Source organism: Puia dinghuensis (assembly GCF_014642875.1).
GTDB lineage: Bacteria > Bacteroidota > Bacteroidia > Chitinophagales > Chitinophagaceae > Puia > Puia dinghuensis.
Window position 1 is genome coordinate 36132 of the sequence record NZ_BMJC01000001.1, and the last position, 18902, is coordinate 55033.

An 18902-nucleotide genomic window follows, 5' to 3' on the forward strand; every position below is an offset into this window, starting at 1 on the left:
CACTATCTTCACGCCGGATGATTTATTACGACTTCACTGACGTCGAATTTCCTGCCATTTAAATTTTCCGTGGTCAATCTGTTGAAGCCGTAATTATCCTGGCCTGAGACCAGGACCGATCTATATTTTTCCAAGTCATATTTTTCCCCATGATCACAAACTTCTGTAAGGCCCGGAAATATTTTTGTAGAACAGCTGACGTACCTGATGTTGGTGCTATAGCGGGTAGAGTCTTTGGTGATGTTGGGTGTCGATCCATGAACACATTTCGTGGTAAATATAACGGCTTCGCCGGGCTCCATTTCCATGAGGACTGCGGCTTCTTCATCCGGACGCCAGCTTGGATCGTATTTCAAATCCGCGAATTCGTAGCCATAAAAGCCCGTAGTCTCCATGTCGATCTTCTTCTCGAATTTTTTCGATTCATCGAAGTACATTTTCTCATGAGAGCCCGGTAGGAATTTCATACAGCCATTTTCTTTGGTCGTTTTTGAAAATGCGATCCAGACGGTCAATACGATACCCCAGCGGGTTTTAACGGTCGGTATCAACTGCGGCGAGTTGTTATTTGCATAGGAAAAATCCTCTACCTGGTGCCATTCTGTTCCTTTTGCACCCGGAGCTTTTGAAAACACCTCCGTTCGCCAGCATAGGATATCCGGGCCCATGATGCTTTGCAATTTATGAATGATCTTCGGGTTGGTGATATTTTCGGAGATCAGGTCGATGTCCAGATGACGGTCGTAATGAAACTTGTTTATCTCATAGACCTTACTTTTTTCCAACATAAGTGATTTCCGGATCTTCTTCCATTTTTCGAGAGCTTCATCTTTTTCGAAGACCTTGAATGGACCAAAAAAACCGTTTTTATAAAAGGAAGCCAGTTCGTCTTCCGTGAGTTTAAAATTTTCCATATAGATGTTGTTTCAATAAGATGAATATTGCTTTACCTTCAATAAATATGTCGAGCATAAGCGAAACTCCCATTCGGATATTTGGCGCAGGCGCCTCGGTTTTCGGTATTCTTAGGTCGGCGAGTTCCAGCCGGAAGCTGGTACTTCTTATTCCTGCAACCAGCGGGACGAGGATAGGTCCTCAGAGAATTTATGTAGAAATAGCCAGGACACTATTAAGCTCCGGTATTTCATCATTTGCCGTCGATCTTCCGCCGAATGGCGACAGTACAGGTGGCAATTTTGACGACTATGCAGGGGATGCCGCGGAAATAGTCGGCCGATATTACGATACCTATTTAGAGTTGATCACCGCCTATTTCGAAAAGTATTACTGTTATGATCAGATAGTTTTATGCAGTATTTCGGCGGGTTGCCTTCCGGTTCTACGTTTTGCTGCGAGAAAAGATTACAATGGTGTCATGCTGCTTTCTCCAACACAAACGGCCGAAAATGCTTTATCTTATCCTGTGCACGTTCTGGCTATTTTTGGCGAGAATGACAGGGCGAGGAGTACTGCGATGGCGTTTTGGAGTGCTTGCCATTTTCATTCTTATACGGGAAAGGTCATCGATGGCTCCGACCATAGTTTTTTTGGATGGCGTTTTAAAAAAGACGTTTGTAAAACTATAGCGAACTGGTTTAACGAGATACCGGTTTAATAATAATTATATAATCATTTCATATAACTATGAGAGAAGAGGCCATTTTTTTAACGATTCCTGGTGTGACGGGCAGATACCTTTTTACTTACGCGCACTATCCGGAAGTGCTTACGGGACAGGCATTTGTTTTTTTGAACCCCATACTGGACGAAAAAAAGAAAGTCCATAATTTTCAAGCCGAGGTCGCCCGCGCGCTGTGCGGGTGCGGGTATATGGTCTTTCGCTTCGATTATTACGGCACGGGCGATAGCGGTGGCGAATTGTTCGAATTAGATCTCAATGAAACCATGAATGACATGCTGTTTCTGCTGGAATATATAAAGAGCCTGCACACAATCACTGATCTCAGACTGTTGGGAATTCGATTTGGTGCCGATCTTGCGGTTTTGCTTGCCGAGAAGCAGCGGCAGATCAACGGTTTGTTCCTCATTGAGCCATTGACGGATGGATCGCGGTATTTGATGGAGCAAAGGCTAAGGAGGAGATTGTTCTATAAATTGAAGCAGATAACCGATCCCGAAGAATATTTTATGATTGATGACGTCCCCTACGAGGATTTCCAGGGGTTTCCACTTTCCAGTTCCAATATTGCCTTCATTGAAAGTATACAGGCCGGTCGCGCCATGCCTGAAGGCCGTACTATTTATATATTTACCGTCAACACGGTGAATGCGAACGAAAGGGTCCGGGATCTCGTTGGCATTTTGGCTAAGTCGAATGCGACAAAATCGGTATCGGTCGATTGCCAGGAATTTTGGGTGACTTTCGAACTTAGCGATACACAGGTGTTGACGGGTGAGATAGTGAAGCAGGTCGGAAGAGTATAGAGCTAACGCTAAGGCGACCCACATATTGCCTTTTGTCAAAAAAACGGTAATTAAAAGAATAAGTACAGGATCGATGAGCGTCTTTCAGAAGGATTGAATTATAGATTCAAGCTAGGTAAAATTTAACTTTTGAACAAATAATTTTGTAAGTTTCATCAAAAAAGGAGTATGAACATTTGCTTACCGGATAGAAAAGTGAAATTGTTCACGGTGTTGTATCGCAGTGATGATATTCAATCCTATGGTTACACCGATATGAAGGAAATGATACGGTTGAGTGAGGAATTCAAGTTCACCGGATTATTGCTTTTCGAGAGTAACAGAGGCAATCTGGATCCTTGGGTCTTTGCCCAAATCGTTCTTGGTAGCACAAAGGAGCTTTGCCCTTTTGTCGCTGTCAATCCTATTTATATGCATCCATTTTCTGTAGCCAAGAAAATTTTGTGTTTAAGCAAACTCTACGAAAGGAAGATCTATGTCAACTTCATTTCCGGAACGTCCAAGGGCGATCTGTTCGCGCTTGGCGATACGCTCGATCGGGAGCAACGGTACGATAGATTAGAGGAGTATATTTATATAGTCGATTCACTATTGCGTTTGCGGAAGCCTGTGACTTTTACCGGCACTTTTTATACGGTTAATAGTTTAATGCTTTCCGATAGTCTTCCGGCAGATCTCTTGCCGGAATATTTTATCGCCGGTTCTTCGGTGGAGGCCAGTGAACTAAACCAAAAGTTTTCTTCGACATCTTTTTTCATGGCAAAGGAACCAGATCTGCAGGACAATCCGGCGACGATTCAATCTCTTCAAAAAAGGGGTGTTCACTTCGGGCTTATAACCAGGCCTGTTGAAATTGATGCCATGAATATGCTAAACGAGATCTTCAAAGATGACGGTTCAGGGGAAGATATGCTCAATTATTCCATGTCTAATACCGATTCCGTTTGGAAAAAGGAGATGTTTGAAAATTCAAAAAACGTCTCAGGTAAAACCTATTCTTTGGCTCCTTTCAAGAATTTCAAGGCGGATTGTCCTTATTTCGTAGGAGATTACGATCAGATAGGTAATGTGATCGTAAAATATGTTGTATCCGGGGTAAGTGCGTTGGTCGTAGAGATTCCCGGCGGACAAGAAGAATTCATGCATGTGCATAATTCCCTGAAAACCGCGGAAGATCGAATACTAGCCATGTACTATAGCCGGGGGGCTCAATTTTGATAGGGAATAGATGGGCATGGCCAGCAGCGTGGTCAGGGCGGCCATCAGGACCAGCATGGAGTATAGTTCCTGTGAGATGATCCCATAGGTGAGCCCGGTGGCTGCGATGACCAGCTCCATCAATCCCCTTGCATTGTTCAATCCGCCAACTGCGGAAGATTCCCGGAATGAATAGCCGAGCGCTTTCATGGTGAAAAGGGTAGGGATGTATTTACCTGTAAAGGCAAACAATAGCAGGATGACCGCGGGGATGAGAAAATTCAATTTATCGAAGACCAGCATATTGGCGTTCAGCCCTGCCAGCGCAAAAAAGAGAGGCAGCAGCAAAACTTGCAGAAAATCCTTGATCCTGATAATAATAAATTCGACCAGGTGCTTATTTCTAGGAAGAACAAGACCCGACAAAAAGCCTCCCAGGGTAGCCTGAAGCCCGAGCCTGTCTGCGATAAATTCGTTTAAAAACAGGAAGATAAGCGTCAAAGAGAGATATTTTTGCAGTTGTCCCGGATTGTTGCTATCCCCATTTCTTATCAATACCCTGAGCACGGGGCGGACGATGAATATATTCCCACCTGTAAAGAGCACTATCCGGATTATTTTTTGAAAGTTTTCCCCTGTATCTATGCCTGACGCCATGGCGGTCGCATAAGATAGAAAGACCCAGGATAGGACGTCTTGCATGCTTGCGGAGAGTAAAGCAAGGGTTCCCAGTTTCGTGCCGAGAAGGTCGTTTTCCTCTAAGATCCTTGCCAGTACCGGAAATGCAGTGACAGAAAGCGTGGCCCCTACGAAGATGCAAAATTCAAATCGATGGGTGTGTTCACCTTTCAGGAAACTGAAAGAAAAAATGGCGAACAGGACGCCTAACATAAAAGGGATCGCGGTGGTGATCAAAGACAATATGCCCGCGTGCTTAATGGTCTTCTTATCTGCTATGCTAAAATCTATTTCCAGCCCTATGATGAACATGTAAAGCGCCAGTGCCATATTGCTGAGGACAAAAAAATGAGATCTTACCGTATCCTGAAAGATCGATGCCGATAGGGTGGGGAAGAAATAACCAACGATCGTTGGGCCCAGGAATATCCCTGCAAATATCTCTCCGATGACCCTGGGTTGTTTCAGCATGACAGACAAATAGCCAAAAAGCTGTGTGAATATAAGAATGATCGTTATGGACAGCAGGAAGGAGCTATACACATAAAGGTCGTGCATGTTGTATGGATTATTTATTCTCGCCGATGGATGCTACAGCTAACGCTAGGGCAAGTCACGATACCTGCCACCAAGGAAGAAATTCGTGGGATGTTGATAAAGCTGGAATGGAAAGATACTACTAAATCGAGCTTTGTCAAAAATCATTCAAAAAAAAATCTAATTTTATATTGAAAGGAATGCACTCAAATCAAAAATTTCAACATGCAAGATGCTAGCAATGAAGCCGGGCTGCTGTCAAATGGAGTTAATCTTCAACCCTCTTATTTTCACGGTGGTGATGTCGATCTGGGCTGGTCTTTGATGAAAGCATATCCGAAGATCAGGACGGTCCGGATCGAGATAGAGCCGGGACAGGAGAAGAACGGGCGGCGATGGATTGCCGAGGCAAAGGCTCATGGCTATACTGTGATCGCTACTTATCACAAGCATAAAGCGATTATGTCGGACGATCCTACGGAATTAATTGCTGCCGGTGAATGGTGGAAAAGTCACTATCTAACACTGGGAGGCGGAGGTTTTTTTGTGAATCTGATGAATGAATGGGGAAGCCATTCGATAGGCGTTAGTGCATTTGCGGCGGCTTATAACCAGGCGATCGCTTTGGTTAGAGAAATATATAGCGGGCCTATTATTATCGACTGCCCCGGTGGGGGGCAGGGAACCACACTGCTGGCGGCAGCCGTCGAAGGCCGGGATGGGATGGGTATCACAGATAGTAATATTATTTTATCCGCCCATTTTTATCCCCATGGCTATAACGGGGTCAAAAAAAAGAGATCGCAGATCGATGATCTCGATGATCTGGAAAATACGGGCAAGCCCTGCATCATTGGTGAGTTCGGCGATGATCCCGCAATCCAGGGCGAGACGAACTGGTCGGCCATTATCGATTATGCAAGAAGTAAAGGCTGGCCCGTACTTGGCTGGGCCTGGAACGGCGACGGTGGTAAAATGAATATGATTTCCCCCCAATTTCAGCCTTTTGACGCTGTAGCTACGAAGCAATACCATATTTCCAATCATTTTGTTACTATCTATAACAGGCTGTAATAAGTTTTCAATTTAAAAAGGCAATGTTTTGGGTCATGTATTGAAAAATCCTTAGCTTTATTATGATTTTTTTCACGCTCCTTTGCCTTATGGCATAGTCTTAGCAAGATCCCAGGTCATAATTTGTCGCTCCATGAAGCGGCCTGTGACGATGTAGCTCATCACAGCGATAGCTTTACATTTTCTACTTCTCGTTGATTCCTTTACCAATAAAAGCAAGTCGATATGTTTATCGAAGAGGCCGATCAGGCTCCTGCTATTGTGCGGCTGCAACAATCCGGCAGATTCCCCTTGTCTTTTCAACAGGAGCAGTTGTGGTACGCCAGCCAATCGGAAGGCGGGACGTCTTATCAGATCCCACTGGCTTTACGGTTGATCGGTGAAATAGATATCGATAGTATCGATCGTGCTATCCACGGCCTTATGAGCCGTCATGAATCTCTAACGACGGTATACGAGGAGTGTGACGGAAGGGTATGGCAAAAAATCACAGATAAAGGAGGCTGGAGGCTTCGGATAATCGACGAGGAACTGTATGGTAATGATAGGGCTTCGCTGGAAGTGCTCATGGACGGTCTTGCGACACAACCATTCGATCTTTCCAAAGATCATGCTTTAAGGGCTTATCTGATCAAATTGGGGGAAAGCGAATACGTGCTCCTGATGATCCTACATTCTATCGCGGTAGATAGAACGTCTATAGGGATATTGATAAAAGAATTCACCGGGTTATACCGATCGTATACGAGGGGGGAGCCGGCAAATGCGGCATCGCTGCCCGTGCGTTACGTAGATTATTCTATTTGGCAACGACAAATGTCTGAGGATGAGCATATGGAGGAGAAAATTGCCTTTTGGCGGGGAAGACTACAGGCACTGAGGCCATTGTGCTTATCGACGGATCAGCCAACTTCCAGCGTCAAAAGTACAAGAGGGAATGTCCTGAAATTTCATATGGGTAGCGAACTAATGGGGAGGATCAATGAATTAGCAAAACGCCAGTCGACTTCGTCAGCCATTGTCTTATTGGCGGCATTCAAGGCACTGTTATACGAGTATAGCGGGGAGGAGGATATATGTGTCATAGGAGTGATCAACGACCGTCAACATCGGGAGATAGAGGGTGTCGTTGGCTTATTCAGTCATAAACTTTTGCTTCGTACGCATATATCGGGCGCCACGCTGTTTGCGCAATTGATCGGACAGGTGAAAAAGACTTATGAAGAAGCCTATGCCTTCCGTGAGATCCCCTGGGGCAAAATATTGCGTCAGCAAAAAAGTGATGGATACCCGGACTGCGGCGTGATGTTCGAATTCGCCGGATCGGAGACTCATATAGCAGACCATCGGGTACCGGGAATAGATTTGGAGGAGTTGCCGATGGTGTTGAACGGAACAAGATACAACCTGATGCTTTTGATCTCGGAACAGGAAGGCGGACTTACGGGTACGATCGAATATCGTTCAGATCTGTTCAAGGAAGAAACCATTGCAGGTATGGCGGAGGGTTTTATGCGGATACTGCAATCGGTTATCGAATTTCCTGAAAAGACTATCGCAGAATTGAAATTGCGATCTTCCAGGGAAATCGTTACGAGGACCAACAAAAGGTCTACGATGGATTTCAGTTTATTCTATTTTTCCAGCCAAGGTGACAAAGATGAAAAAAACAAGTACGATTTTTTGTTGCATTCGGCAAAATGGGGAGATGAACATGGTTTTACAGGCATATGGACGCCGGAAAGACATTTTCACGAATTCGGCGGTATCTTTCCCAATCCTGCCGTGCTTGGCGCGGCCTTGGCCGTTTCCACCAGCAGGATAGAGATCCGGAGTGGCTCGGTAGTGTTGCCGTTAAACGATGTTATTCGGGTCGCCGAAGAATGGTCCGTTGTAGACAATTTGTCGGGCGGACGTGTTTCCTTGTCCATTGCTTCGGGATGGCATGCTGATGACTTTGTATTGATGCCCGGTAGTTATTCACGGCGACAGGAAATAATGTTCAAACAGATAGAGGACTTGCGGAACTTGTGGAAAGGGAAAGGTCTTCTGAGAAGAAACGGTTTCAACAAGGATATAGAAGTCAAGATATATCCCAGGCCATTGACTGCTATGGTTCCGATATGGATCACTACGGCAGGGAATATCGAAACGTTCGAGAGCGCGGGAAAGATCGGCGCCAATGTATTAACGCACATGCTGGGGCAGGAGATCGGTATACTGGAAAAAAAGATCTCGGTATATCGCAAAGCACTTATCAACAGCGGCCACAATTCTGAAGAGAGAAAGATCGCCGTGATGCTTCACACTTTTCTGGGAGAGGATCTGGAGAAGGTAAAGGAAGAGGTGAGAGATCCGTTTATCGCTTATCTCAAATCGAGCGTCAACCTGATAAAGAAATTGGTTCAGGGGGAAGATCTGGGTGAACAGGATATAGACGAGAAGACAATAGACAGCATGGTTTCAATGGTTTTCGAACGACATTGGCAAACATCTGCGTTGCTTGGTACGAGACAGAGCTGTTTACCGCTAATCGAAAAACTGCACGCCATAGGAGTGACGGAGATAGCGTGTTTGATCGACTTCGGGGTAAACCAGGAGAAGGTATTGCGGAATCTTGTTAATCTGGGGGCCTTAAAAGACGATTTTAAAGCGATATAAAATGAAAAAAAAACTTCCGTTGATCTCGTGCATCTGCATAACGCGGAACAGACCTGGTATGCTGAGTAGAATTATTGAATGCTTCGAAGAACAAACTTATCCCAATAAGGAACTGCTCGTGCTTTATGAAGATACCGATGAGATGACAAAGAGCTGGGTGTCGTCGATAAGATCCAGACCGGGGATCAGGTTTTTGGAGGTGTTCGGTTCGCCCAAACAAACACTGGGAACGTTAAGAAATTATGCCATCGAAAAATCGGCGGGCGAGTATGTTTGCCAATGGGACGATGATGACTGGTATCATTTCAGGCGACTGGAGCAGCAGTACGACCATATCAGAGTATCCGGTAAATCCGGAGTCATATTAAAGCGGTGGGTAATATTCGATGGGGTCAATTGCAGGGGGTACATTTCAAATTCAAGGCTATGGGAGGGAAGTTTGCTTTACCGAAAAGGAAATGTGTTGAAAACCGGCTATTCCGATCTTGAGCGTGGAGAAGATGCTGAGCCTATTGTCCGACTCAGGGATATGGGCCAGCTCGCACATATAGAGGATCATCCCAGCTTATATATTTATAACTATCACGGATGCAACTCCTGGAACTACGATAATTGGCGAACTATTTTTGACTATGGTTTACCACTGTCGAAGCAAGATTCCATTATGCTAAAATATATTCTGGATGGCAAATATACCTTGGTGAACGCCTCAATATTACTCGATGAAATGGTCGGCTACTATTTCGATAAAAACCGGGCTAATAAGAGAATACCTTTCCCGTTGCGCTACCGGGGCACCTCGCCAGATCTATACCGTCCGCTCTAATGCCAAGTACGCGCAGTTTTGGGATAACGCAGGGGCGAGACTGCCCGATAAAAGATCGATACCAAACGGTATTTTGAATCCCAATGTTTCCATAAGTATTTATCAATAAGGGAAATCAGATGCAAAAACGAGACAGGCTGGATGCATTACGAAAATTGGTTTGCCAATTGGAGGATGAATCATTTTCGAAGGCACTTGTCGATAGTTATGTCGAAGACACGGATTTTTTACGCAAAGATGTCATAACTCGGGAAATAAGGTCGCCTATCGATATCGTCGGGCAGGTCGGCGTTCAATCGGAATATACGGCAGGATACAATATAGACCTCGAAAGAATGCGACCGCTAGGTAAGGTGGCTATTCTCTTGCCTTATAACGGCATAAATATTCCGGTAGCAAAAGCCGTATGTTCATCTTTTTTTGCAGGGAACCAAACTATTATCCGACTGCCCGGCAAATTAAAGAAATCCGATCGGTATTATCGACAGCTCATTTCAAGCTGTCTTCCGGGAGTTGAATTTGCTCCTTTGGGGCAACCGGCGGAAGATTTTCTCAATCGCTGTATCGAATCCACCGATATCGGTGCTATTGTCGTGTATGGTGATGACAAATGGATCTGGGGGTATAAGAATAAATTTAGACAACATTATAAGAAGATGATATTCGAGGGACCGGGTAAGGATCCGCAAGTCGTAATGAAGGACGCCGATCTGGAAAAAGCGGTAGCAGATGCGGTAACATGCGGAATGCTCAATGGAGGGCAGTCCTGTTCTGCAATTGAACGATATTTCGTTCACCGGGATATAGAAAAGGAATTTATCGGGAGACTGGTCGATAGACTTAACCGTCTCAAGGCAGGTTATGCCGAAGATGAAGAGACGGAAGTGGGGCCGATAAGTTCTCCAACTGTTCTTGGCCGAATGATCGAACAGGTGCAAGATGCAAGGCAAAAAGGTGCGACGGTTGTTTGTGGCGGTATGCCGATAGAGATCGGCATGGGAAAAATGGGTTTCAGACCAACGGTTATCCAGGGATGCACAACAGCAATGCAGGTTATACAGCAGGAAACATTCGGACCATTTTTCCCCATTCTCTCATTTTCATCCGAAGCTGAGCTTATCTCTAAAGTCGATGACTGCGCATACGGCTTGAATGCCAGTATATACGGTGAGACGTCCAACTGGTTTAATAAGTATATGGATAACAATCATAGAAATTTGTATTTCAATTCGACCGTAACAAGCCCAGTTAACAGGTACTCCCGGATAATAGACGGCGGATTTAGAAATTCAGGTTTTGTTTGGGAATGGGAAGACAGTAGCTTTATTCAACGCGAAGGAAAGCGGCTTCTACTGAAAGAGTTATCAGTTACAGTTATATGAGGGGTAAATACTTTTCGCTTAGCAGGAATCGAAGGTTTTCCTCAAGCGCTAGTCTGTCCAGTTTTCTATTTTTAATTTCTCCGCAGAAGGAAGACAGCCACGAAACCTCTCCAAAAATCAAGTGTTGTTACCTGTTATAGCGACAGCTGTAAAATGGATCCCCAGGGGATCCTGAATCTATGCAAGCTGTTTAAAAAATAATCATATGGAGAAGATATCTACTGGTCAGGCATACGACATGTATGCGGAAGAAGATCATAATACCTGGGCGATCCTGCTTCAGAGGCAGTCTGAGCTGCACAGTAAAGGAAAGGTTTCCCGGGAATATTTGAATGGTCTCGATAAGCTCCGGATCAACAAGCACAGGATCGTAAAGATCACGGAGGTCGGTGATGCGCTTAAAGAAGTGTCCGGATGGTCGTTGATACCTGTGAATGGACTCATCCCAAACAGGGATTTCTTTTATATGCTGATCAATAAGAAATATCCAGTTACCGTATACATGCGAAAGCCGTCCGAACTAGAGTTTAGCGAGCAGCCAGACATATTTCACGACGTGTGCGGTCATTTGCCCCTGCTCGTAAACGAAAAATTCACGCGGTTTTTAACGGCCTACAGTGCTATTGCGCTGAAATATATCAATAACGAAAGGGCTATCGATCTGCTTGGGCGGCTCTATTGGTTCACCTACGAAATGGGTCTTATCATTGAAGATGGCCAGTTTAGGGCCTATGGGGGAGCGATCATTACCTCTTCCGGAGAATTCGAAAATATCGAACGAGAGGAGATACCTAAATACGACTTCGATCTCCATCGCATCTTCAAGACACCGTATAATAGCTTTAAACTCCAGCGGGAATATTTTTTTATTCATTCTTTTGATGATCTTTTTAATTGTTTAGAAGATATTGAAGAGAAGCTGATCGAACATTTGCTGTTGCCAGACGAGGATCACACCTTGCGGAACTTTTTTATAAACAGCAATATTAACGGGGTGGGTTAAAGTTGAAAAGCACGTGTCGGAATTGAGGATCAACGAGGTCGATTACAGGACAAGTTATCTGGTGGGAGCGAAACGTATTCTCGAAAAAATTCTTTCGATACAATAAAACCTTGCATATATGAGTAAACAGAAAGTATTTCTCAGGCCAAATGTTGTCATTGAACCATTGATAGACCGGTGGTATGCGTGGGCCCACTTGGTTTCGCCCGCTACGGCTGCAATGAATATAGTCGAAAGGCATTTGAAAATCATGGAATCATATATCAGCGCTCCGAGTTTGCATGCTGAAGCAATACAGAATCCGAAGATGAAAGGCGGCCCTTTTATGGATCTGGGAGGACAAAGAACCGATGAGGTGGAGCGTCTGATGCGGGATACGATCGAGCGGCGCCGGCACATGATCGAGTTCGCCTGGGCCGTAAAGGAATTGGACAAGCTATTGCTGTCGGAAGCCCGGGGGGGCGGGCTCGAGAAGGTTTATTCAAAAGTTCCTGAGCTGTTAAAAGGATATGTCGAGCTGTTTTATGACCGGAATAACAATGCAGATTTCAGATTTTTCGAGAGCTTGCTCTATAAAAGCGATTTCTATAACAAAAGTTCCCAGAGCGTTGCATTATGGATTACCATGAATGATCAACGGCCATTTTGCTTGAGTACTCCCCGGCTGAATGAGAGGGATGTTCTTCATATTGATATTCCTTTTGATCATCCGGGCATCGACGAACTGGCGAAAATGAAGCGGGTGCCCCAGACGCTGGGATATATTAAATCCATCCTGCCCATTTCCAAAGAACAGGCGACACTTTTTGAGACATTTTTTACGACTGATAAGCCGGCGGCTTATAAACGATACACGGGCGACAAGATCCGGATGCGATATTTTGGTCATGCATGCATCCTGATCGAGACCAGGGAATTAAGCATACTGGTGGATCCGGTAATCAGTTATTACGGATATCACTCGGACGTGGAGCATTATTCCGATGTGGATCTTCCGGATGAGATTGATTACATCCTGATAACGCATAATCATCAGGATCATGTGTTGTTCGAGACCTTGTTGCCGTTGAGATATAAAAGCAAGAATATCGTTGTTCCGAGAACCAGCGGCGGCAAGTTGGAAGACCCGAGCCTGAAGCTGATGTTCAATAATATCGGATTCCGGAATGTCATAGAGATAGGGGAGATGGAGACCATACGATTTGCGGATGCCTTTATTACGGGCATTCCATTTACAGGCGAGCACAGCGATCTACATATACAGACAAAGACTTGTCATCTTGTTAAAATCGGGGTGTTCCAACTACTTTTTCTTGCGGATTCTCGGATTCTCGAACCTAAGTTATATCGGCATATCCAGAAAGAGGTGGGTGACCTGGATGTTCTTTTTTTGGGGATGGAGTGTGATGGTGCCCCGCTTACCTGGATCTATGGACCGCTGATGACAAAAAAGCTTTCAAGGGAGCAAGATGGTAGCAGAAGATTGTCCGGTTCGGATTGCGAAAAAGGGATGTCCCTTGTTGAGATATTTCACCCCAAAGAAGTCTATGTATATGCGATGGGGCAAGAGCCCTGGCTGGAATTTATCAGCAGTATTAAATACACGGATCAGTCGAATCCAATAATCCAATCCAACGAGCTTGTAAAGATCTGCAGGGAAAGAGGTTTGGTGGCCGAAAGGTTATATGGCGAAAAGGAGCTTTTGTACGACAACCACTCCTCTCCTGTATTAGCTGACGATATCAACATAGAATTATTATGGTAAATAGTGCAATCAGGGATATAGTGGGCCGCGCTCTTGCAGGCGGGGCTCAGAAACAAAAAAAGCACCTGAAAGGTGCTTGATTTTGTGGGAGTTGACGGGTTCGAACCGCCGACCCTCTGCTTGTAAGGCAGATGCTCTGAACCAGCTGAGCTAAACTCCCATTCTTTTAACGGGTTGATTTTCCGCTGAAAGGAGTGCAAAGATAAGGGCAAAATTGATCCCGGGGAAATTTTTTCCGGGATTTTTTTTGGGCGCCGCAGAGGCCGGGGCGCGCGGCGCGGAGCGTACCGGGCGCCTGATGGGGCGGGCCGGAGGCCGGGCGCTGTGGGGGCCGGGCGCTGGGTTATGGCGCTGTCCAGGTGTTGTTGGCGCGGTTGGCGTCGGGCAGCACGTGGGCGGGGTCGACGGTGACGGCGGTGAGGGGCTGGGTGGCCGGGAAATGGAGGGTGCACGTGCCGGACTGCAGCCAGGTTTCCACGGGCAGGGTTATCTGTTGTTTTGTACCGTCCTTCCAGGTGAGTTCGAGGGTAGCGGGGAGGGCAAGGCGGTCGAGATTGGCGAGGGTAATGGCGACCTGTGAGCTGTTGTTGGTGGTGCTGCTGCTGGAGCTGTTGTTGGTGGTGCTGCCGGCGCCGGTGACGGTGGTGCTGCCGGGGCCGATGTTTTGGACGGATTGAACGGCGATGTCGAAGCTCCAGTTGTGGAAGAACCAGCCGCGCCAGAACCAGGACAGGTCTTCGCCGCCTTCGTTGTCCATCGTTTTAAAGAAATCGTATGGACCGGGATGACGGAAGGCCCAGTTTTGAATATAACGGCGGAAGGCGTAGTCGAAGCGGTCGTGGCCGAGAATTTGTTCGCGCAGCAGGACGAGGCCCAGGGCCGGCTTGAAATAGACCATGGGATGGCGGTATTTCTCGGGGATGCCGTCGGCGCGGGTCATCATCACCGGCGCCTGCGGGTCTTTAATGGTGGGAATGATCTCGTCGACAGGGTTGCCGCCGCCGGGAGCGTATTCGGCGTCGCGTTTGGGGGCGAATTCACCGTTGTTAACAGCATCCGACGCATAGACGTCGATGAACGTGTTGAAGCCTTCGTCCATCCAGGCATAGGTGCGCTCGTCGGTGCCGACGATCATAGGGAACCAGTTGTGCCCGATCTCATGAGCGGTGATCCAGAACAAGTCCTTGCCCTTGTCGGTGATGCCGTCGAAGACGATGCCGGGATATTCCATCCCGCCGGCGATGCCCGCCTCGTTGATGGCTACCGGATAAGGGTATACGAACCATTGCTGGGAAAAATATTCCATCGACTTTTTCAGGTATTCCGTGGCCCGGTCCCAGGCGTCGGGGCCCGCGCTTTCGACGGGATAGACCGACATGGCCAGCGATCTTTTGCCGCCGGGGAGGTTGACGCGTGCAGCGTCCCATATATAAGCACGGGACGCACCGAAGGCCACGTCGCGGGTGCCCGCCATCTTAAAATGCCAGGTGAGGGTACCGGTGTGCACGGGGCGGCTGGCGGGGTCGCCTACTTCGACGGCACTGCGGATCATGACGGTCTGGTCGCTCGTGCGGGCTTTTGCCAGGCGCGACTGCTGGGTGGCGGTGAGGACTTCGGCGGGATTGACGAGCTCACCCGAGCCGGCAACGATCATGTCCCAGGGTACGGTGACGGAATAGTCGAAGTCGCCATATTCATCGTAAAATTCTCCGACCTGCAGGAAGGGAAGGGTATTCCAGCCCTGGCGATCGTCGTATACGCACATGCGGGGATACCACTGGGCGATCTCGAAGATCTTGCCGTTGCGGGTAGCTACATAATCCGTGCGGTTGCCAAAGTCGCCGGGGACGGTGTAGCGATAGCGGATGAGCAGGGTGATCTTCCCGCCTTTTGGCGCCAGGGGTTGCTTTAGCCTGATCTGCATCCGGGTGTCGGTGATGGTATAGTCGGCATCGAACCGGATGGCGCCCTGCTGCACCTTCACCGAAGACAGTGTATAACCGTCGGTGTGGCCGCCGGCGGTGAAATTGGTGAGGAAGTTGGAGCGGGCGTCGGGGCGGTAGCTTTGCTGGTCGAGATAGAGCCAGAGCGTATGGAGCGTGTCGGGGCTATTGTTGGTATAGTGGATGGCGGCTGTGCCTTCGAGCTCGTTGCGGGTCGTATCCAAACGGACGGAGAGGGTGTAGTCGGCGCGGTTCTGCCAGTACGTGGCCGATGGGGCCCCGTTGGTACTGCGGGTGGCGAGATGGAAGTCGCCGTAGAAGCCGGGAGCGAAGAGGGCCTGTGGGTCATAGCCGCTGGTGGAGAGCTGTTCGGGGAGATTGGCGGCGGTTTGTGCGGTAGCGGTGATGGCTAGGAAGAGCGGCAGTACGAGTATGGTCAGTTTGCGCATGAAAACAATTTTTCGAAGGCAAATCTATAGTATATTGTGCACATGGAAAATCTAAGCGGCTATTGCAAGGTTGTCGCTGGCATGGACAAAGAAAATGTGCATGTTCATTACCACGACAATGAATATGGGTTCCCGATCGATGATGACAATCACCTTTTTGCCCGGCTCGTCCTCGAGATCAACCAGGCGGGACTCAGCTGGACGACTATCCTGAACAAGAAGGATAATTTTTTCAAAGCCTTCGACAATTTCGATATCGACAAGGTGGCGCGGTATGGTTCAAAGCAGCGGGAACGGCTGCTGGCGGATGCGGGGATCATCCGCAACCGGCTGAAGGTGGAAGCGACGATAGAGAATGCGAAGAAGATAAAATCCATACAAAAAGAATTCGGCTCCTTCAAGAACTGGCTGGACGGTCATCACCCGCTGAGCAAGGAAGAATGGGTGAAACTGTTCAAAAAGACCTTCCGCTTTACGGGCGGGGAGATCGTAGGGGAATTCCTGATGAGCACGGGCTACCTGCCCGGGGCACACGGTGAGGGTTGTCCCATTTATAAGAAGGTGTTGCAACAGAAACCGGCATGGGCTGCAAAAAAGAAGAAGTAAGGCTATGATCAAAAGAAGAAATCGTTGGTGGCGACCCCTGCTGGTAGTAGTATTGCTATGGATGTTGATCCATTGCACCTATGCCTGTATTGACGGATTGCATCAATACAAGGGCAAGGCGGATATCGCCATAGTGCTTGGGAACCGCGTTTACAAGGATAGTACGCTTTCTCCTGTGCTGCAGGGGCGTGTCGAAAGAGCGTTGGAGCTTTACCGGGAGGGACAGGTGACGTGGCTCATGGTCAGCGGCGGATTGGGAAAGAAGGATAAAATGGGCGGGGTGCCCGAAGGGATGGCGATGAAGCTTTACCTGGTGGCCCGTGGGGTGCCGGCAGACCGGATCGTGGCAGACGATAAGGGGGAGAATACCTACCTGACGGCCAAGGATTTTCTACCGGTGGCGGATAGCCTGCATATACACAGTGCGATAGTGGTCTCCAGCTTTTATCATATCACCCGAACAAAGTATATCTTCCGGCATCTGGGTTTCCGGGATATTCACAGCGCAGCGTCGGAAACGTTTTACTGGCATGATCTTCTGGACTTGCCACGGGATGTCGTGGCTTTTTACAAATACCTGCTGGTGTATTAGTTCAATTGTACGACGGGCAGTCGGTAGTGCAGGCCGTCGACCATGAAGAGTTCGTCGATCTCGTACGACCAGTATTTGGAAAGCGGAGATCTTCTGAGATATTTTTCAACAGATTTTTTGTCTTCGGCGGAGAACGTGATCCAGACGCGCTGGGTCTCCATGGTCACGACATAATGGTCGATAACGCCCTGTTCTATCAGCTTGTTGATGTAGGTGCGGTGTGGGGGAACCAGCGCCGCAAATTCATCGTTCATCTCGAATTGTATGGTCACCTGGAATTTTCGCATGATTGTGGTCATTTAAAGATAACAAACCTTCTCTTCCTTTGTTCACGCTGTCGCAGGTGCAATCCCTGTGCGGTAGTTTTGCCTGTTCCATTTATAGCATACGTGGGAAATGACGCAGCGGTTGCCCGCTATAGTGTCCAATCCAGGATGCGGTTGGCCCATTCTTCGCGGTAGGGGGTGGTAATCTTGATGTAGTTGTCGGTGTAGCCTTCCATCATCGGGGTCTTTACGTGGCCTTCGAAGAGCACTTTGCGGGTCTGGCCTTCATGGCGGCGGATGAAATCCTGCATTTTCCGATAGGATAGATTCCGCAGAAACTTATTCCTTTCGTTGCGGTCGTGGACGGGGATGACGGGTGAGAGTTCGAGCGCTTTTGTCTTATCGCGTTCGGAATAGGTGAAGACGTGGAGGTAGGAGACGTCGAGTTCGGTTAGAAAATCGACCGTTTCCCTGAAATGGTCGGCTGTTTCGCCGGGGAAGCCGACGATGACGTCGACGCCGATGGCACAATGGGGCATCACGCTTTTTATCCGCCGGACCCTTTCGGCGTAGAGCTCTCTTTTATAGCGGCGGCGCATCAGCCCGAGGATGTGGTTGCTGCCGCTTTGCAGTGGGATGTGGAAATGGGGCATGAAGCGGCGGCTGGCGGCTACCCAGTCGATCATTTCCGGGGTGAGCAGGTTGGGTTCTATCGACGAGATGCGATAGCGGTCGATGCCTTCGATGTCGTCGAGCGCCTGCATCAGATGAAAGAACGACTCGCTGCTGCCGGCGGCGTCGGGGCCTTTTCCGAAATCTCCCAGGTTGACACCGGTGAGGACGATCTCGCGGACGTCGCCGCGGGCTGCCAGCTCTTGTACGGTATTCACCGTTTCGGCGACGGTGTTGCTGCGGCTTGCGCCGCGGGCCATGGGAATGGTGCAAAAAGAGCAGCTGTAGTCGCAGCCGTCCTGTACTTTCAAAAATGTCCTGGTGCGGTCGCCCAGGGAAAAGGAGGGGTGGAACCCGGTGACGGCTTCGATATCACAACTACAGATCTTTGCCCGGCTGTTCTTATCGGCGTCGCCGGGCACCAGGTGGCGCAGATGCTGCGCCAAATTGAATTTTTCCGCGGCGCCCAGTACCAGGTCGACACCGGGGATGGCGGCAATTTCGGTGGGTTTGAGCTGGGCATAACAGCCCATGATGACTACGGCGCTGCCGGGAGCCTGCCGTTGGATGCGGCGAACGAGGTAACGGCATTCCTTGTCGGCGTTGTCGGTGACGCTGCAGGTGTTGATCACGTATACGTCGGCGACCTCGTCGAACTCTTTTTTTGCAAAGCCTTCCTTCTCCAGCAGCCGGGAGATGCTGGAGGTCTCGGAGAAGTTGAGCTTGCAGCCGAGGGTGTGGAAGGCCACGGTTTTATGTGCGGAGACGGCGTCCATACGTGATTAGCCGGCAAAGATACGGCATTT

The 18902-nt window shown here is 48.2% G+C and carries 16 protein-coding genes and 1 tRNA gene; 11 read left to right on the top strand and 6 right to left on the bottom strand.

The genetic code is table 11. The features are described 5' to 3' along the window. Window positions 1-8 precede the first annotated feature (8 nt). Window positions 9-914, bottom strand: coding sequence for a chlorinating enzyme (locus IEY39_RS00070; RefSeq protein ID WP_188927358.1), 906 nt, complete (start codon window positions 912-914; stop codon window positions 9-11). A 47-nt stretch (window positions 915-961) separates the two neighbouring features. Here IEY39_RS00070 and IEY39_RS00075 point away from each other — a divergent pair, with 47 nt between their 5' ends. From IEY39_RS00075 to IEY39_RS00085, 3 genes are all read left to right on the top strand, one after another. Then, entirely contained in the window at window positions 962-1615 is a 654-nt protein-coding gene (locus IEY39_RS00075) for an alpha/beta hydrolase (RefSeq protein WP_188927359.1), read from the top strand. A 29-nt stretch (window positions 1616-1644) separates the two neighbouring features. Beyond that, complete coding sequence (locus IEY39_RS00080; protein ID WP_188927360.1) at window positions 1645-2445, top strand: serine aminopeptidase domain-containing protein; 801 nt, start codon at window positions 1645-1647, stop codon at window positions 2443-2445. A gap of 168 nt (window positions 2446-2613) precedes the next feature. Continuing rightward, window positions 2614-3663, top strand: coding sequence for an LLM class flavin-dependent oxidoreductase (locus IEY39_RS00085; protein ID WP_188927361.1), 1050 nt, complete (start codon window positions 2614-2616; stop codon window positions 3661-3663). Here IEY39_RS00085 and IEY39_RS00090 read toward each other — a convergent pair. Continuing rightward, window positions 3628-4878, bottom strand: coding sequence for a cation:proton antiporter domain-containing protein (locus tag IEY39_RS00090; protein WP_188927362.1), 1251 nt, complete (start codon window positions 4876-4878; stop codon window positions 3628-3630). The two genes, IEY39_RS00085 and IEY39_RS00090, sit on opposite strands and share 36 nt — an antisense overlap. 204 nt (window positions 4879-5082) lie before the next feature. Between IEY39_RS00090 and IEY39_RS00095 the strand changes: the two genes are divergently transcribed. From IEY39_RS00095 to IEY39_RS00120, 6 genes are all read left to right on the top strand, one after another. Beyond that, complete coding sequence (locus IEY39_RS00095) at window positions 5083-5931, top strand: cellulase family glycosylhydrolase (RefSeq protein ID WP_188927363.1); 849 nt, start codon at window positions 5083-5085, stop codon at window positions 5929-5931. Window positions 5932-6156: 225 nt separating this feature from the next. After that, complete coding sequence (locus IEY39_RS00100) at window positions 6157-8592, top strand: MupA/Atu3671 family FMN-dependent luciferase-like monooxygenase (protein WP_188927364.1); 2436 nt, start codon at window positions 6157-6159, stop codon at window positions 8590-8592. A 1-nt stretch (window position 8593) separates the two neighbouring features. Beyond that, window positions 8594-9418 (top strand): glycosyltransferase family 2 protein, encoded by an 825-nt coding sequence (locus IEY39_RS00105; protein WP_229688700.1) that lies wholly within the window; start codon window positions 8594-8596, stop codon window positions 9416-9418. 119 nt (window positions 9419-9537) lie between these two features. Next, the gene (locus tag IEY39_RS00110) at window positions 9538-10800 is read left to right on the top strand and encodes an aldehyde dehydrogenase family protein (protein WP_188927366.1); all 1263 of its coding nucleotides are present in this window, start codon (window positions 9538-9540) and stop codon (window positions 10798-10800) included. 205 nt (window positions 10801-11005) lie between these two features. Continuing rightward, complete coding sequence (locus tag IEY39_RS00115) at window positions 11006-11803, top strand: phenylalanine-4-hydroxylase (RefSeq protein WP_188927367.1); 798 nt, start codon at window positions 11006-11008, stop codon at window positions 11801-11803. Between the two features lie 118 nt (window positions 11804-11921). Further along, window positions 11922-13568 carry an MBL fold metallo-hydrolase gene (locus tag IEY39_RS00120; protein ID WP_188927368.1) on the top strand — a complete coding sequence of 549 codons (1647 nt, stop codon included), beginning with the start codon at window positions 11922-11924 and terminating at the stop codon, window positions 13566-13568. A gap of 85 nt (window positions 13569-13653) precedes the next feature. On the opposite strand, the gene IEY39_RS00125 is transcribed toward IEY39_RS00120, so the two are convergent. After that, window positions 13654-13728, bottom strand: a tRNA-Val gene (locus IEY39_RS00125). A gap of 183 nt (window positions 13729-13911) precedes the next feature. Next, on the bottom strand, window positions 13912-15960 hold the full coding sequence (locus tag IEY39_RS00130) for a M1 family metallopeptidase (protein WP_188927369.1): 2049 nt from the start codon (window positions 15958-15960) through the stop codon (window positions 13912-13914). A gap of 42 nt (window positions 15961-16002) precedes the next feature. Here IEY39_RS00130 and IEY39_RS00135 point away from each other — a divergent pair, with 42 nt between their 5' ends. Both IEY39_RS00135 and IEY39_RS00140 read left to right on the top strand, forming a co-directional pair. Beyond that, window positions 16003-16566 (top strand): DNA-3-methyladenine glycosylase I, encoded by a 564-nt coding sequence (locus IEY39_RS00135; protein WP_188927370.1) that lies wholly within the window; start codon window positions 16003-16005, stop codon window positions 16564-16566. A gap of 4 nt (window positions 16567-16570) precedes the next feature. Continuing rightward, window positions 16571-17158 carry a YdcF family protein gene (locus IEY39_RS00140; protein WP_188927371.1) on the top strand — a complete coding sequence of 196 codons (588 nt, stop codon included), beginning with the start codon at window positions 16571-16573 and terminating at the stop codon, window positions 17156-17158. On the opposite strand, the gene IEY39_RS00145 is transcribed toward IEY39_RS00140, so the two are convergent. Both IEY39_RS00145 and mtaB read right to left on the bottom strand, forming a co-directional pair. Further along, window positions 17155-17445 carry a hypothetical protein gene (locus IEY39_RS00145; RefSeq protein WP_188927372.1) on the bottom strand — a complete coding sequence of 97 codons (291 nt, stop codon included), beginning with the start codon at window positions 17443-17445 and terminating at the stop codon, window positions 17155-17157. The genes IEY39_RS00140 and IEY39_RS00145 overlap by 4 nt on opposite strands. A 128-nt stretch (window positions 17446-17573) precedes the next feature. Continuing rightward, window positions 17574-18872, bottom strand: coding sequence for a tRNA (N(6)-L-threonylcarbamoyladenosine(37)-C(2))-methylthiotransferase MtaB (gene mtaB / locus IEY39_RS00150; RefSeq protein WP_188927373.1), 1299 nt, complete (start codon window positions 18870-18872; stop codon window positions 17574-17576). Window positions 18873-18902 lie beyond the last annotated feature (30 nt).

What these genes read in the sequence shown, in the direction of transcription:
- IEY39_RS00070 (WP_188927358.1), bottom strand. Translation starts at nt 914, where the DNA reads ATGGAAAATTTTAAACTCACGGAAGACGAACTGGCTTCCTTTTATAAA.
- IEY39_RS00075 (WP_188927359.1), top strand. Translation starts at nt 962, where the DNA reads ATGTCGAGCATAAGCGAAACTCCCATTCGGATATTTGGCGCAGGCGCC.
- IEY39_RS00080 (WP_188927360.1), top strand. Translation starts at nt 1,645, where the DNA reads ATGAGAGAAGAGGCCATTTTTTTAACGATTCCTGGTGTGACGGGCAGA.
- IEY39_RS00085 (WP_188927361.1), top strand. Translation starts at nt 2,614, where the DNA reads ATGAACATTTGCTTACCGGATAGAAAAGTGAAATTGTTCACGGTGTTG.
- IEY39_RS00090 (WP_188927362.1), bottom strand. Translation starts at nt 4,878, where the DNA reads ATGCACGACCTTTATGTGTATAGCTCCTTCCTGCTGTCCATAACGATC.
- IEY39_RS00095 (WP_188927363.1), top strand. Translation starts at nt 5,083, where the DNA reads ATGCAAGATGCTAGCAATGAAGCCGGGCTGCTGTCAAATGGAGTTAAT.
- IEY39_RS00100 (WP_188927364.1), top strand. Translation starts at nt 6,157, where the DNA reads ATGTTTATCGAAGAGGCCGATCAGGCTCCTGCTATTGTGCGGCTGCAA.
- IEY39_RS00105 (WP_229688700.1), top strand. Translation starts at nt 8,594, where the DNA reads ATGAAAAAAAAACTTCCGTTGATCTCGTGCATCTGCATAACGCGGAAC.
- IEY39_RS00110 (WP_188927366.1), top strand. Translation starts at nt 9,538, where the DNA reads ATGCAAAAACGAGACAGGCTGGATGCATTACGAAAATTGGTTTGCCAA.
- IEY39_RS00115 (WP_188927367.1), top strand. Translation starts at nt 11,006, where the DNA reads ATGGAGAAGATATCTACTGGTCAGGCATACGACATGTATGCGGAAGAA.
- IEY39_RS00120 (WP_188927368.1), top strand. Translation starts at nt 11,922, where the DNA reads ATGAGTAAACAGAAAGTATTTCTCAGGCCAAATGTTGTCATTGAACCA.
- IEY39_RS00130 (WP_188927369.1), bottom strand. Translation starts at nt 15,960, where the DNA reads ATGCGCAAACTGACCATACTCGTACTGCCGCTCTTCCTAGCCATCACC.
- IEY39_RS00135 (WP_188927370.1), top strand. Translation starts at nt 16,003, where the DNA reads ATGGAAAATCTAAGCGGCTATTGCAAGGTTGTCGCTGGCATGGACAAA.
- IEY39_RS00140 (WP_188927371.1), top strand. Translation starts at nt 16,571, where the DNA reads ATGATCAAAAGAAGAAATCGTTGGTGGCGACCCCTGCTGGTAGTAGTA.
- IEY39_RS00145 (WP_188927372.1), bottom strand. Translation starts at nt 17,445, where the DNA reads ATGCGAAAATTCCAGGTGACCATACAATTCGAGATGAACGATGAATTT.
- mtaB (WP_188927373.1), bottom strand. Translation starts at nt 18,872, where the DNA reads ATGGACGCCGTCTCCGCACATAAAACCGTGGCCTTCCACACCCTCGGC.